The organism is Cellulophaga fucicola (assembly GCF_900119145.1).
In the GTDB taxonomy this organism is placed as follows: Bacteria; Bacteroidota; Bacteroidia; order Flavobacteriales; family Flavobacteriaceae; genus Cellulophaga; species Cellulophaga fucicola.
The window spans coordinates 1,004,030-1,019,616 of the sequence record NZ_FPIY01000001.1; the positions used below are offsets into that span (position 1 = coordinate 1,004,030).

The window sequence follows — 15,587 nt, forward strand, 5'->3', positions numbered from 1 at the left end:
AATTTTACTGGTAAACTCTAACGTAATCTATTTCCATAGAATCTTGCACAAAACCTGGTTCTACTGTACCTCCTAAAGTACCACCCATAGCTACATTTAGGATCATAAAAAAGTCTAAATTAAATGGTGTACTGTCTGTATTAGCAAAGCTTAAAAAAACAGTGTCATCTACTAAAACTTTAATTACATCTGTTGTCCATTCTACCGAGTAGTTATGAAACTCTGTTGTAGATGTTGCATTTGCTGTCTGATCTGTAAATGCATTTCCTGCAAAATTATCTGGATAGTGAAGTGCTGCAGAAGTTATACTTTTATCCTGACCTGTTTGTTCCATAATATCTATTTCTCCACAATTTGGCCAGCCTACAGTCTCAAAATTAGCTCCTAACATCCAAATAGCAGGCCACGTACCCTGTGCAGCCGGCAACTTTGCTCTTACTTCTACTCTACCGTAGGTAAACTCGCTTAAATTTTCAGATTTCAGTCTTGCAGATGTATAACCACCATTTTCTGCTATTGCAGTTATTTTCAATAATCCGTCTTCTACAATAACATTTTTAGCATCATTAGTATAGGTTTGCAACTCTTGGTTTCCCCATCCGCCAGCACCTAAGTCATAACCCCACTTAGTTGCATCTGGCGTTCCATCAACATCAAACTCGTCTGACCAAACTAAATTGTTATATACAGACTCAAACGTATCCTCTGCAGGACTAGTCTGAAACTTGTGATACCAATATAAATCTGGATTTAATCCGTCTTGTGTTCTTACATACATTTCTGTATCTGATATTTCTAAAATTTCGTAAGAAGAAGAACTTACATAATACCCCATAAAGGCATCGTTGGAAAAGTTCATTACCGTACCTCTTGGTCTAAAATCTGGATCTGGTACTGTTTCCCAGTCAATACTAGATGGTGCTAAAGAAACAATACTTGTTCCTGAAGTATCAAACTCAAAACAAGCATCTTCTCCTGCATTTTGACCAATTACGTCTTGATGTCCTGCGTTAAAAAATGTTCCGCTATTGTTATTAAGTTGGTATGTTAATTGTCCGTTTGCATCTAATGAAAAAATAAGCTCATCATCACACAAACAATCACTAATTTCTATTCCACATTTTTCAAAAGGTTGTGCTGCAAAAAACGACGGAAACCAAAAAGCATCTGGTGCAACAGCCTCATTACCACCTACACCTAAATGTGCAACTTCTGATGCTGCTAAGTACCACGTTCTAGTAGAGCCACCAGATAAAAATTGTTTAACTTCTGGATCATCAAAAGAACTAAAAACCTCTACATCTATAGAAGTACTAGATGCTAAACCACCTGTACCAATTGCATTAACTACTACTGTAAATGTGTTTACACCTACTACACTAAACCTATGTGTTATTTCTCCTGAAGGAGACACTTCGCTAATACCATCTCCAAAATCGAACTTATAACTAATAGCATTCGTTGCATTTGCTTTTAAAGTTACAAAACCACTACCATCTCCATTAGGATTTAAATCATCTACGCCAACTACTTCTGCTGCCAAAGTAACATTTGTTGGTGCAATTATATCTCCTATTGTTGCATCATCTTCTTGACAAGAAAACAACATCAATAACATAGAAAAAAAGAATCCCATTTTATATTTAAAGTTTTTCATTTTATTAATTTTTAGATTCTTACTAATTTATATTGCCAAAACACTCCTGAACCTGCTTCTACATAAACAGACATTGTATTTGCATCTATAAACGTAGCTGTATACGTAATAGAAGATGGCACTGCTACATTTGGTAATTCTCCTTGATTATTTGCTTTTGCTAATCCTATATAAGCTCCTGTACCGTTTATGGTAACTGTGCCTGTTGCAGCATCATAAACATATGTTGCTGCTGCAGAACCGTCATAAGGTGCTACTGGTGCACCGCAAGAGTCAGATCCGCCTTGCCAGCCTTCTATCCAAGATTCTGCCCCTAAATTATTAGTAAAAGAACCATCTGCGCCAAAAACGTAGGTATCGTCATAATAACAAGCTCTTAGGTCTACACAATCTGCATCACAATTAAACCAACTAATATCTCCAGGGTTTGGACCCACACCTAAAGCGCCAGCCTCTTCTGCAAGTTTCCAAGTTCCCGTTACCGGAGATGTAACTGCTCCTTCTCTAACTAACTTATACTGCCAAAACACTCCTGAACCAGCTTCTACATATACTTCTATTGTATTTATGTCTGTAAAACTTACTTTATAAGTAATTGATGATGGTACCGCTACGTTTGGTAATTCTCCTTGATTATTTGCTTTTGCTAATCCTATATAAGCTCCTGTGCCGTTTATGGTAACTTCACCTGCTGCTTCATTATACGTATACGTTGCTGCTGCAGAACCATCATAAGGTGCTACTGGCACACCACAAGAATCGGATCCGCCTTGCCAGCCTTCTATCCAAGATTCTGCTCCTAAATTATTAGTAAAAGAGCCATCTGAACCAAAAATGTAAGTATCGTCATAATAACAAGCTCTTAGGTCTACACAATCTGCATCACAATTAAACCAACTAATATCTCCAGGGTTTGGACCTACACCTAAAGAACCTGCCTCTTGTGCAAGTTTCCAAGTACCAACAAGACCTTCTGGCACATTAGATGGTGCTTTGTAAAAATAAATATTATCTATAAAAACGGTACCTGTAGCCCAAGGTTCCCCAACAAATTTAAGTTGAAAAATTTCTGAAACTGTAAGCCCTTGATCTGTATAGTCTGATAAAGGAATCTCTATTGTTGTCCACTCACCTGCAGTTAAGCTAGATGATACTGGTGCTTCTGTTGTTGTACCAGAAGCGTTATTTATTAATGATGTTTCTAGGCTAGTAATATCTCCTGCAGTCCATACATCTAAATGTAAATATTCCATTTGTGAAACATCTACAGAAGTACCATCTGCTAAAGCAATACCTTGGTAACTTAGGTTTATGTATTGTAACATAGTATCTCCGTTAAGGCTAAACTCTGACCAACCACTACCTTGACCACCTTGTCCCCAATCTGGAAAATAATTAGTCCCTGCAACATCTTCATAAGCTGCACTATATATAGATATAACATCTTCTGGATTTCTACTTGGTGGTGTAGCTGCAGAATTTAAAGGTTGTACTATTGCTGTAACAACAAATTCTTCTTCATAATCTGTAGTTGCAATTGCTGCACTCATAGCCACAATCTTAATTGTATACGTACCAGCTTCTTGGTATGTATAAGAGATTGTCTCGCCAATTGTAGTTTCTATAGGTTCTTCACCTTCTGTTTCTCCAAAGTATACCTTGTATGCCAATGCAAAGTCTGCATCTGCTGTAACATTGACTTGTTTAGATACCGCAGCATCATTCTCTATAGTTACTACTAAATTCTCTGGTGAATTAAAAGATACTTCAATATTTTGCGTTGTTGCTGTTTTTTTATCATTTAAACCAATGGCCGTTACAATAACATCGTAACTACCTTCTGCATAAGTATGTGCTATAGATTGTCCTGGTTTAATTAAGTCTGATATTGCAGAACCATCTCCAAAATCTACTGTGTAATTTGTTGCTCCTTCTGCTAATGGTGTAATATTTACTACACCTGTATTGTCTTGTGAAATGCTTACTTTGGCAGTAACATTTGTTGGTGCCGCAATACCATTTACATAATCTGTATTGTCATCTTCTGAGCAACTTATAAAAAGCAGCGTAGCAAGTAACAATGTATATTTAAATATTTTCATGGCTATATGTTTTAATAATTAGGGTTTTGTTGCCAATTACCATTTGAAAACTGAATTTCTTCAATTGGAATTGGAAATACTTCGTTTTTACCTTCTGTAAAGCCTTCAATTTCTAATGCGGCTTTACCTGTTCTAACCAAATCAAAAAAGCGGTGCCCTTCCCCTACTAATTCTACCCTTCTTTCTTTTGCAATTGCATCTGTAAGTGCTGCTCCTGTAGCTGTAACATTGTTTGGTGCTCCAAAAGCTCTTTCTCTTACTCTATTTAAGTATGTTTGGGCTTTACTATCATCTATACTACCCCTGTTGTAAGCTTCTGCTGCCATTAATAAAACATCTGCAAAACGAATTGCTCTGTAGTTATTAGGATTTGTTAAATTTTGATCTCCTGTATTTAAATCTCCTTTTCTAGCAATGTACTTTCTGTTGTAATAGCCTGTATGCTCATTACCAGTACCAAATGTTGCTCCTGTTTGTGCTGCCCAACCATCTATATCTAAAATAGCTACTTCTTTACGTAAATCTCCGTCTTCAAAAGCATCTACTACTTCTTGTGTTGGTAGGTTAAAACTAAAACCTGAATCGAACTCAGGTCCAGAATAATTTCTTATTCCGTTAAAACCAACAGCTACGTTACCCTCACTACATTGTAGACAACTAAAACCAGCACCTTCTGCATCTGAATATTGTACTTCAAAAACAGACTCTACACCGTTTTCACCGTCGTTTTCAAAAATAGTATTGTAATCTGTTACCAAATCGTAAGGGCCATTTAGAATTAAATCATCTAAAACAATAGCAGCCTCAGAGAATTTATCTTGGTACAAATATGCTTTTCCTAATAAAGCTTGTGCTGCTCCTTTTGTAACTCTACCTAGTTCTGGTGCCGTATAGTCTAAGTTATCTATTGCATATTTTAGATCTTTTTCTATTAAAGCATATACTTCTGAAACTGGCGCTCTTGGTATTGTAGTTTCTTCGCCAAGCTCAAAACGAGTTTCTTTAACTGGTACTGGACCAAACCATTTTACCAATTCAAAATAATAGTATGCTCTTAAAAAGCGAGCTTCACCTATCATTATTTCTTTTCCTGCAAAATCTGTTTTATCCTGAAATTCTAAAATAAAATTAGTTCTACTTACACCTGCATACATCCAGTTCCAAATGTCTCTTATATTACTATTCACAGGAGTATGTATCATATCATCAACCTGCTGAAAACCTACAACGTCTGTTGCACTTTCTCCACCTGCTAATGTATTGTCTGATGCTATTTCACCTAAAAGAACATTTACATAACTAGACTGTAACAGATCATAAGCTCCAATTAATGCATTGTAATAATCTTCTTCTGAATTAAAGTAACTTTCTGAATCTATACTGTATCTATCTACTTCTTCTAAATAAGAATCGCTACAAGAATTATTTGATACTACAAACAGTAGAACAAATAAGCTTGTGAAGGTTTTATTTATATATGTTTTCATTTTTTATATGTTTTATATGGAAAGATTTAAACCTAAAATAAACTGTCTTGACACTGGGTAAAAACCATAATCAATTCCACTAGAAAAGACATCTAATTTTCCGTCTTGATTAACACCTTGCGCTGCTGGATCAAAACCAGTATATTTTGTAAATGTAAAAGCGTTATTTACAGATCCATATATACGTAGTTTACTTACTCCTATTTTCTCTAAAAATTCATCTGGTAAGGAATAACCTAACTGTATATTTTGTATTCTTAAGAATGATGCGTCTTCAACAAAAAAGTCTGAAAACAATCTGTTTGTTGTAGCACCTATTGTTGCTCTTGGAACTGTATTACTTGTACCTTCCCCTGTCCATCTATTTAAATAAAGATTAGACCTATTTATATTAGGTTGATCTCTCTCGTAATTACGAACCATTTCTTTACCTAGTTCTGCATACATATAGGTTCCAAAATCTAAGTTTTTGTAATTAATTCTTAAATTAAGTCCCATTATATAATCTGCTTGTGCTTTTCCTAAATTTGTTCTGTCTGCAATGGTAATTTCACCATCATTGTTAGTATCTACATACTTTAAATCTCCTGGAGAAGCAGCAGACCCTAAACCTGCTTGTGATGGTGCTGCATCAACTTCTGCCTGATTCTGAAAAACACCATCGGTTTTAAGCCCATAAAAATACCCTATTGGTTGTCCAACTTCCATTCTTGTAATTGATGGCTGGCCAACACTGAAAGAACCACCTTCCGAAATAATATCATTACTAACAGATGTAACCTCGCCATCTACTTTTGTAACATTATAGCTAAGATCTAGAGATAAATTTTCTGAAAAGTTCTCTTTATAATTTACGAAGAACTCTATACCTTTTGTTCGTGTTGTACCAGCATTAACTGTTGGTAAACCTGCTCCTGGTGCAGAAGCTCCTAAAATACCAGATACTGGGAAATTAGCAATTAACAAATCGTTTCTGTCTTCTAAAAAGTAATCTGCTGTAATTTGTATTTTATTATTAAACAAGTTAAGGTCTAAACCAATGTCTAACTTATCTGCAGTTTCCCAAGTAGCATCAGGATTTGGAATTCTACCGTTTGCTGTACCTGTTACTAGACCACCGTTTAATACATATGTAGCTTCACCACTAAGTAATGCTCTGTACAAATCGTCACCAACATTGTTCCCTAAAGAACCGTAACTAGCTCTAAGTTTTAGAAAATTAATTACATCTGAATCTTCTAAAAATGATTCCTCCGAAAGAATCCATCCTGCTGTTGCAGATGAAAAATAATCTATTCTGTTGTCTGGTGCAAAATCTGATGCTCCGTCTCTACGAATCATTGCTGATAAGAAATACTTACCTTCATAATCGTATTGTAATCTTCCAAAGAATGAAGACAATCGTGTATCATAAATGTAAGAGCTACTTGTTTTTGCTTCACTTAAACCATTTGCTAAAGATATATCTGCAAATTCCCATTCATTATTAGGAACATCAAAACCAGTTCCTTGTAAATTATCTCCCCAAGCTCTTTGTGCACTTGTACCTATAGTAAAACTAGTATTGTGTTTTTCTGCAAAGTTTTTGTTGTAAGTAACAAAAGTATCCCAAGTATAAGAATTGTTTGTATTTTTTGTTTGGGTTACACTACTACGGTCTGTATTAAACACTTTACCAGAACCATAATTTACTATTGGTGCAAATATTTTTTGAGTGTCTTTATATGATTTTAACCCGATACGAGATGTAATTTTTAATCCGTCTATTGGCTCATAATCTAATTGAAAAGTACCCTCTACAGAACTACCGTCGTATTTATTATAAGTATTTGCTATTTGCGATAGCGGATTAATAACCTCATTACCTAAAAAACCTGAAACATCTTCTTGATCTAATGCATATGTTGGTGCGTAATTAAGTGCATTAAACAAAGGAGAACCCAGTGCATTCTCTCCAATTGTTTTTCTATTATTATTAAAGTAGTTTGCAGATGTAGTAAACTTTAGTTTATCACTAAGATCAAAACCAAGTTTAACTTTAACGTTTCCTCTACTAAAATTAGATTTATCGCTAGCAATAATACCATCTTGTTCTAAAAAGGAACCTCCAAAATAATAGGTGCTTTTTTCTCCTCCACCAGTAACAGAAATACTATGATTGGTAATAGGAGCAGTATCAAAAAGCTGGTCTTGCCAGTCAGTACCTGTTCCTAAATTGCTTACATTAGGATAAGGTAAATTACTGCCATTTGCAGCATAACTTTCATTTAATAAAAGACCATATTCTGTAGCATTTAAATAAGGTAACTGACGTGTAGTTTGTTGTATACCTGTATAACCGTTATAATTTATTTTAATTGCCGAATTTTTTCTTCCGCTTTTTGTTGTTACTAAAACAACTCCGTTTGCGCCTTCTATACCATAAATAGCAGCCTGCGCATCTTTTAGAATAGAAAAAGATTCTATATCACTTGGGTTTATACTGTTTAAATCTCCTTTGTAACCATCTATAACTACCAATGGTCCATTGTCTCCATTAGAGTTTATACCTCTAATAGTAATGTTAAACTGACCGCCTGGAGATCCTGATGGCGCTGTAACTGACACTCCAGCAGAAGTTCCTTGTAATGCTTGCGCAGCATCTACAGGTCGTAACTCCTCTATTGTTTCTGAACTTACAATAGATACAGCTCCGGTTATGTCTTTTTTCTTTTGTCCTCCATAACCTATAACAACTACTTCATCTAACTTAGATACATCCTCTATAAGAACAATATCTATTTTTTGTTGATTGTTTACCTTAATTTCTTGGCTAACATAACCCAAGTAACTAAATTGAAGTATTGCATTTTCTGGGACATCTTTAATGGTATAATTACCATCAAAATCTGATACCACTCCTTTAATAGAGTTTTTTATAATAATATTAACTCCAGGAATTGGTAACCCTGTTCCTTGTTCTGTAATAGTACCCGAAACACTGCTTTGTTGCGCGTAGGATACCATACAAAAACTAAAGATTAATAGTAAGGTGAGTTTTGTTTTCATAAATATAGTTTTGTTGTATTCTCAAATTTAAAACACTTTGTTAATGATTTCTTAAAAGAAACCACTACAAAAAACATACACAGCAAAAAAAATCCTCTTAAAATAACAATATCACATAAACTAAGCTATATATACTAGCAAAATAGGGCGTTATCATAATATTTTAGTAATATGCTAAAATCACAAAAAATATACTAATGTTGTGGTGTTGTATAGGTAAATTTAAGAGTTGTAGTAGTATTACAACTCAAGAATATAGTTTGTTAAACTGGTTTCATGGGGTAAATTCATCTTTTTTCGCAAACGATATCGTTTTACCTCTACACTTCTAGAAGAAATATTAAGTAAAGGAGCTATTTCTTTAGAAGATAAATTTAGCCTAAGATAAGCGCACAACTTTAAATCATTAGGAGTTAATGTATTGTGCTTTGTTTTAATTTTATTTAAGAAATCTTTGTCTGCATTATTAAAGGCTTCCTGAAAAAATTTCCAATCGTCTGTATTGTTTATATTCTTATCTATAATTTTAAGAACAGCAGCTACATTACTATCTAATTTAGCTTTTGTAAGTTCTTTTTTTATAGTATTTAAGAATTCATTTTTCTTAATTATGCTCATTGTAGATATAGCCAACTCTCTGTTCTTATTTTCTATATCTAGCTTTAGCTTTTCATTAGTTAACTGCGTTAACTGTTGCTTATTTTCTAACTCTTTTCTAGATAATTTTCTTTGTGTGTTTAGCAACACTCGTTTTTGTTGCTTTTTATAATACAAGTCTATTGCTTTAAATAAAAACAAACATAAAATAACATAAATGCAAATAGCTATATTAGATAAGTAAAAAGGTCTTTCTATTGTAAATTTATAACTCGCAGTATTTGTTGTGTTATTTCCAGAATTTCCTCTTACATTAAAAGTATACTCGCCATAGGGTAGGTTTTCAAATAATTGTGATGTATTCTGTGTCCAACTAGACCATTTGTCTGACAATCCTAATAATTGATACTGATACTTGTTTTTTACTATTGTATTAAAAAAGGGAAAACTATAATGAAACTCAATATTATTTTGCTTGTTCTTTAAATCTATAGTTCCTATGTTGCTTATTTTAAATTTAGGCTCATCAATTTTATACACCTCTATAGCATCTATATTTATATTTAAGTCTATGGTATTAGACTTATTTAAATTATTAAGAACCAAATAACCATTAGAAGTACCTATTAAATAGTTGTTATTATCTACTTGGGTCATATTCTCAAAACCAGCAACACTATTCACTAAGTTTTTATCTATTGGTATATTAATTAGTTTAGGTTTATTACTTATTGTACCATTACTAATTATAGAAATATTATCATCGCTATACCTCCACAATTTTGTAGTGTCTTCCTTTATATTCATTAAGGTAGTAAGCCTATTGTAATTAGAAAAAAGACTCGTATAAAGAGTGTCTTTTTTAAATTCTTTATCAACTAATTTATATACACCTGTAGACGATGCATACAATAGCTCTTTATTAAATTTTATTATATTAGAACCATTACCAATATCTGAAAATTTAAGCTGTTTTTGTTCTAAAATTTCATCAAAATTAGAATCTACTTTTAGCTTATACAACCCTTTTAATTCGTGATTTACATAAATTGTAGTATCTATTGTTTCAAAAAAACGACTAGACATATTTAAACCTTTTAATTGATTTCTATATGTCCATTTATTATTTTCCTTTTTAAGGATATGTAACCCTTTATAGTTTCCTTGTAAAATAAGTTCTTTACTATTGTTTATAGGCTTAAAGTCCCAAGTACCCGGAACTGTATCTATAAGCTGTTTTATAGCATTATTTTCTATAATTAAGGTTCCTTTATCGTGACCACAAAACAATGTGTTATCTATACTTTTTAACATCCATACTTGCCCTTTGGTACCTTCTATAAAATTAAAACTTGTTGCTTTGTTCCTGTTTTTATAAAAAACTCCTTGATTGGTTCCAATGTATAAAAAATCATTATGAACTAATGAAGTATATATAGTTCCTAATTTACCATCGTTATCTGTATAAACTCTAAACCTAGAAGAATTATTGATATAGTTTATACCATTATCTAGTCCAAGCCATATATTTTTATAATTATCTTCAAATAAAGAAAGTACCGTATTGTTACTAATACCCTTTTGTCTATTAAGTTTATATTTTAGGCTACCATCAGGATTTAAAAAGTAAACTCCGTTAGAGATTGTGCCTATTACGATATTGCCATTTTTAAGTTTTATGGCATTGTACACACTAAGCTTATCGGTATCTAATGGAGTTTCCCATTTTATAGCTTGGTTATTTACAAATCTATAAAACCCTTTATTCTCTGTTAAATAAAGCAACTCATTTTCTCTTTCTAGTATTGTAATTATCTTATTTTCTTTAAAAAATGGCTCATCATTTACTACAGTTCCTTTTCCATTTTTAATTTTAAAAAGCCCACCACCCAGTTCTTGGTAGTATACATTGTTATTTACATTAATTATTTTACCTATAGAAGTTTTTGCCTCTATAAGTCTAACCTTTTGATTCTTTAAATTGATTAAATAAATTCTAGATAGTGATTGAAAAATTAACCAATCGTCTACATATTCTATATTCCAAAATTGTTCACCTTCAATTAATTCTAGATTGAAAATTTCTTTTAAGGAGTAATATTCTAAAACACCAAGTTTATTTTTTTGCCAGTAACCAAAATCCATAAAACTGCCTGTAAAAACTTTATTATCTATAGCTTTTACAGAGCGTACAATAGATTTGTTAGGAACAGCGTAAAGTTTCCATTCTGCTCCATTATACTCTAATAAACCACCATTATTAGCTACATATATTAAATTGTCTGCACTTTGCGATATGTCCCAATTCTGATTTTCTGCACCATATTCTTGGGGTGTAACTATTTTTATTGGAGGTAACTCTTGTGCTTTTAGATTATTAAAAATCAGAAAACACAAAATAGAACAGCAAGTTTTATATAAAAGTAAAGTTTTGGTAGGCATATAAAAATAGTATGCTACAATATACAATTTTAAGTATTTAAAGACCAAAAAACCGAAGTGCTATTATTAGTAAACCTTGAATAAGATTATATTAAATTAGTAACTTCATTTTCTAAAATTTCTTCTAAAGTAAGATGATCAGATATGGACACAAAATTAATATGCTGTGCTAGTTTTTTATCTAAATTCCAATACACAACAACGTAACCATTTATTGGCGAAACATAGACTCCTTTTTCTGCTTCTTTAACTTCTTTTGCTGTTCTTTTGTTCTGTGTATATTCTACATAGATAACTCTGCCAAAATCGGCCTTATTTACAAAGGTACTATAGTAATTGTGCAACATTAATTTTGAATCTAATTTTGCTAAATAGTGCTCAATTTTAACTTTAATAGCATCTCTTGTTTCGTTAAAATTTGTATCATCTTCCTTTAACTTAATATCTTTTAAAAGCCACACACCGTTTTCTTGCGATACATAATGTATTAGATTAGGAAATGCATTATCTAAAAAGTTTAATTCTAATTTAAAACTATGGTAGTACCCAAATTTGTCTGTATCCTCTTTACTAAATAAATCTATAAAATAGTGTTCTTTTTCTAGCACTTCTGCTTCTGCATAACTTTTATCAAAAGTTAAAGTAACAAGCTCATAATCCCAATCTAGGCTAACGCCAAGTGGTTTCATTTTATCCAAAATTATAGCCTGTGACGCTACAACTTCTTGTTTTTGTATATACTCTTCATGGAAAGATAAGCCGTCTGGATACATTGACTTTACATCTTTTTGAGTTGCAATTTCGCTAGCATCAAAAGTTAAATACATTTCTACTTTTGGGTTTTCAACTTTATTTATTACAGCTTTAAAACAATTAGGGTTCATTGTTGCCGTATTAAAAAACCTGTATAAATCGGTATACTTTAAATCCGTACCATAATTAGCTTTTAAAAAAGCTTCTAGGTTTTTAGCTGCTACTTTATTAGATAACATATACTTAGATTTTACTCCATAAAAAAGTAGAACAAGTAAAACTAAAATTCCTATCACTATTTCTTTAAATCCTATATCCATAAAGTCAAATGTACTATTTCATTTTCTGTTTACAACCCCAGTTTTCAGTGAGGATTTTAGCGCAATAATTTATTTAAAATCGATTTAAAACTAGCAGGACTAGTATTTTCTATTTTTATCTTAACACAGTCATTAAACAGCATAAAAGCTTTTAATTCTTGAGCCAAAGCCATAGCAAAATCTTCTACATCTTTTAAACTAGACTCTAAAAAAAGATGATGTATTAGTAAAACACCAGAGCTTCTATCTGCTTTGCAATCTACTCTAGCAACCAAATCTGTGTTCCATAAAATAGGCAGTACAAAATAGCCATATTTCCTTTTTTCTTTGGGTACATAACATTCTAACAAATAATTAAAGTTAAAAATATCTTGCATTCGTTTTCTCTGAATTACCAAATTATCAAAAGGAGAAAGAATCTTCAAATTACCTTTTTTTAAAGGGTTATTTAGCATTTCTAAAACAGAAGGCAATGCATAGTAACTTATATCATTTATTTTTAATTCTAGCACATCACCATTTAAAACCATTGCTTTTAAGGTTGCAATTATATGCTGTTTGGTGTTTTTAAGCAAATATGCCATTTCTGCTGCTTGTCCTACTCCATTAGCTTTTAAATACTTGGTAATTATAAATGTAAAATACTCTTTTTGTGTAGGTAAAGAGGTATCTATACCTTCTGGCAATACCAGTTCTGTAATATTATATACTTTATGAAAATTAACTCTAGAGCTTATCATTAATTTACCTTCCATATATAAGTTCTCTAAGGCTTGTTTAGCTGGTTTAGTTGCCCAATCTCCTACTTTTTTGCCTTTTCCATCAAAATCTTTAGCCATTAAAGGACCTTCATTTTTAATTCGCTCTAAAACTGAGTTCATTAATTTAGTATCCTTTTTGTACCAGTGTTTTTGTTCTCCACTTTTAATAGCTTCTTTACGTGGCAACGTAAATCTATAGTCTTTAATAGGCAAATATGCTGCTGCGTGAGACCAATACTCAAAAACATCTTTACTCGCCACCAAATCTGTTAAATGCTGTTTTCTATAGTTTTGGTTTCTGTTCCAAATAGTATGGTGGTGTGCGCGTGCTATTGTAGAAATTGTATCTATCTGTATATACCCTAAATGTTCTATTGCAAAAAGTGTAGCGTCTATGTCTGTACCTATTTGTTTTGTTACTGGTAACTGCTGTGACTGTACTACTATTTTTCTGGCATCTTCTAGAGATAAAAATTCTATTTTATGCTGCATACGATCTTACTTCTTCTTAATTATTCTAGCTACTAAATATACTGTTATATAACTGCTAGGCAAATATGATTTAAGAAAATTAAATACCGTTGTTATCTCCCTAAAAAAGCAGTACTTATTTAATAAACTTTATCTTTGCTTAAACCTAAAAAAAATACATTTGGGAGTTTTAACTACAAAAAAAATTAGCAGTACAAAGCAGCATTTAATATGTGTGTTATTAATTGTTTTCTTATCTGTATTATCTTATTCTTTTAAAGATATTATTGGGTATCGTGTTGTTGCTTTAATATTACTGTTAGCAGTTTCTATTTCTGCTATTTTATTTGATATTTTACCTGTTATTGTAACTGCATTATTAAGTGCTTTAATTCTTAACTTCTTTTTTATACCGCCTACTTTAACGCTGCATATAGATACTGCAGAAGATATTTTAATGTTTGCAATGTACTTTGTAATTGCTTTAATAAATGGTGTGTTAACCTATAAAATAAGACAGTTTGAAATTAAAAAGCAAAACGAAATTGAGAACGAAAAAACAATAGCACTTTACAACACTATACTAAATTCTCTATCGCACGAATTACGTACTCCTATTTCTGCAATAATTGGTGCTATTGATACTATTACAGATAAAAACATAAAGTTATCATCTGAAAATAAAATTGAATTATATAGTGAAATTGAATTGGCATCTAACCGTTTAAACAGACAAGTAGAAAACCTTTTGAGTATGAGTCGCCTAGAAGCAAAAACTATTAAACCAATTTATGATTGGTTTGATATTGATGAGCTTATTTTTAGTGTCTTAAAAGAAAATAAAAAAGACGCTACCAACCATACTATTACCTACACTCCTGAAGAAGATTTGCCTTTAGTTAAAATTGATGGCGGACTCCTAGAAACAATGTTGCACAACCTAATACACAATGCGTTGCAACACACACCAAACGAAACAACAATTACTGTTTCTGCAACGTGTAAAAACAATGCATTAACTATTGTAGTTGCAGATAATGGTATTGGTTTTCCTAAAAATACCAAACAACACGTATTTAATAAATTTTACAAATTAAACACCAAAAATACAGGTGGTACTGGTTTAGGCTTGTCTATTGTTAAAGGGTTTACAGAGGCACTAAATGGTTCTATTGAATTAAAAAATATAAAACCTAAAGGAGCTAAATTTACAGTAACTATACCTGTAGAGATTTCTTCTATAAAAGTTTTAGAAAATGAATAAAGCACAAGTACTAATTATAGATGACGAGCCACAAATTAGAAAATTACTCCAGATAAATTTAGAGAGTAATGAGTATAAAGTGTTACAGGCAGATACAGCTAAAGAAGGCATTACACTTGCTGCTAGCCACTTACCAGACGCTATTCTGCTAGACATTGGTTTGCCAGATAAAAACGGACATATTGTACTTAAAGAATTAAGAGAATGGTACAACAACCCTATTATTATTTTGTCTGTGCAAGACAGTGAAATAGATATTGTAAAAGCACTAGACAATGGTGCAAACGACTATTTAACTAAGCCTTTTAGAACGGGTGAATTGTTAGCAAGATTAAGATCTGCAATACGTAGCAATCAAAACATAGAGAATAATTCTTGCATTACCACAGGAGATTTAGAGATAGATTTGGTTGCTCGCACAGTGAAAAAGAATAATGAAATAGTAAAATTAACTTCTACCGAGTATAATCTACTGGCTCTCTTTGCTAAAAACGATGGTAAAGTATTAACACACCAATATATACTTAAAGAGGTTTGGGGTAACGGTTATAGTACAGAAACACAATACTTAAGAGTCTTTGTAGGTAACCTTAGAAAAAAAATTGAAGACAATCCTAATAATCCACATTATATTATTACAGAAAGTGGTGTTGGTTACCGATTTGAGTAATCTTTATAAAATCTT

At 32.0% G+C, this 15,587-nt stretch carries 9 protein-coding genes; 2 read left to right on the forward strand and 7 right to left on the reverse strand.

The features are described 5' to 3' along the window. Positions 1 to 4: 4 nt before the first annotated feature. From BT107_RS04475 to BT107_RS04505, 7 genes are all read right to left on the reverse strand, one after another. Complete coding sequence (locus BT107_RS04475) at positions 5 to 1,657, reverse strand: family 16 glycosylhydrolase (RefSeq protein ID WP_072302544.1); 1,653 nt, start codon at positions 1,655 to 1,657, stop codon at positions 5 to 7. 11 nt (positions 1,658 to 1,668) lie between these two features. After that, positions 1,669 to 3,759: a hypothetical protein gene (locus tag BT107_RS04480; protein ID WP_072302545.1), complete on the reverse strand. Its 2,091-nt coding sequence runs from the start codon at positions 3,757 to 3,759 to the stop codon at positions 1,669 to 1,671. 11 nt (positions 3,760 to 3,770) lie between these two features. Beyond that, positions 3,771 to 5,246 carry a RagB/SusD family nutrient uptake outer membrane protein gene (locus BT107_RS04485; RefSeq protein ID WP_072302546.1) on the reverse strand — a complete coding sequence of 492 codons (1,476 nt, stop codon included), beginning with the start codon at positions 5,244 to 5,246 and terminating at the stop codon, positions 3,771 to 3,773. A gap of 12 nt (positions 5,247 to 5,258) precedes the next feature. Next, the gene (locus BT107_RS04490; RefSeq protein ID WP_072302547.1) at positions 5,259 to 8,294 is read right to left on the reverse strand and encodes a SusC/RagA family TonB-linked outer membrane protein; all 3,036 of its coding nucleotides are present in this window, start codon (positions 8,292 to 8,294) and stop codon (positions 5,259 to 5,261) included. 240 nt (positions 8,295 to 8,534) lie between these two features. After that, positions 8,535 to 11,288 (reverse strand): helix-turn-helix and ligand-binding sensor domain-containing protein, encoded by a 2,754-nt coding sequence (locus BT107_RS04495; protein ID WP_072302914.1) that lies wholly within the window; start codon positions 11,286 to 11,288, stop codon positions 8,535 to 8,537. Positions 11,289 to 11,419: 131 nt separating this feature from the next. After that, complete coding sequence (locus BT107_RS04500; RefSeq protein WP_072302548.1) at positions 11,420 to 12,406, reverse strand: hypothetical protein; 987 nt, start codon at positions 12,404 to 12,406, stop codon at positions 11,420 to 11,422. 56 nt (positions 12,407 to 12,462) lie between these two features. After that, positions 12,463 to 13,659: a winged helix-turn-helix domain-containing protein gene (locus BT107_RS04505; RefSeq protein ID WP_211435261.1), complete on the reverse strand. Its 1,197-nt coding sequence runs from the start codon at positions 13,657 to 13,659 to the stop codon at positions 12,463 to 12,465. A gap of 160 nt (positions 13,660 to 13,819) precedes the next feature. Between BT107_RS04505 and BT107_RS04510 the strand changes: the two genes are divergently transcribed. Continuing rightward, the gene (locus BT107_RS04510; protein ID WP_244543094.1) at positions 13,820 to 14,902 is read left to right on the forward strand and encodes a sensor histidine kinase; all 1,083 of its coding nucleotides are present in this window, start codon (positions 13,820 to 13,822) and stop codon (positions 14,900 to 14,902) included. Then, entirely contained in the window at positions 14,895 to 15,572 is a 678-nt protein-coding gene (locus BT107_RS04515; RefSeq protein ID WP_072302549.1) for a response regulator, read from the forward strand. The genes BT107_RS04510 and BT107_RS04515 overlap by 8 nt, the downstream gene beginning before the upstream one ends. Positions 15,573 to 15,587 lie beyond the last annotated feature (15 nt).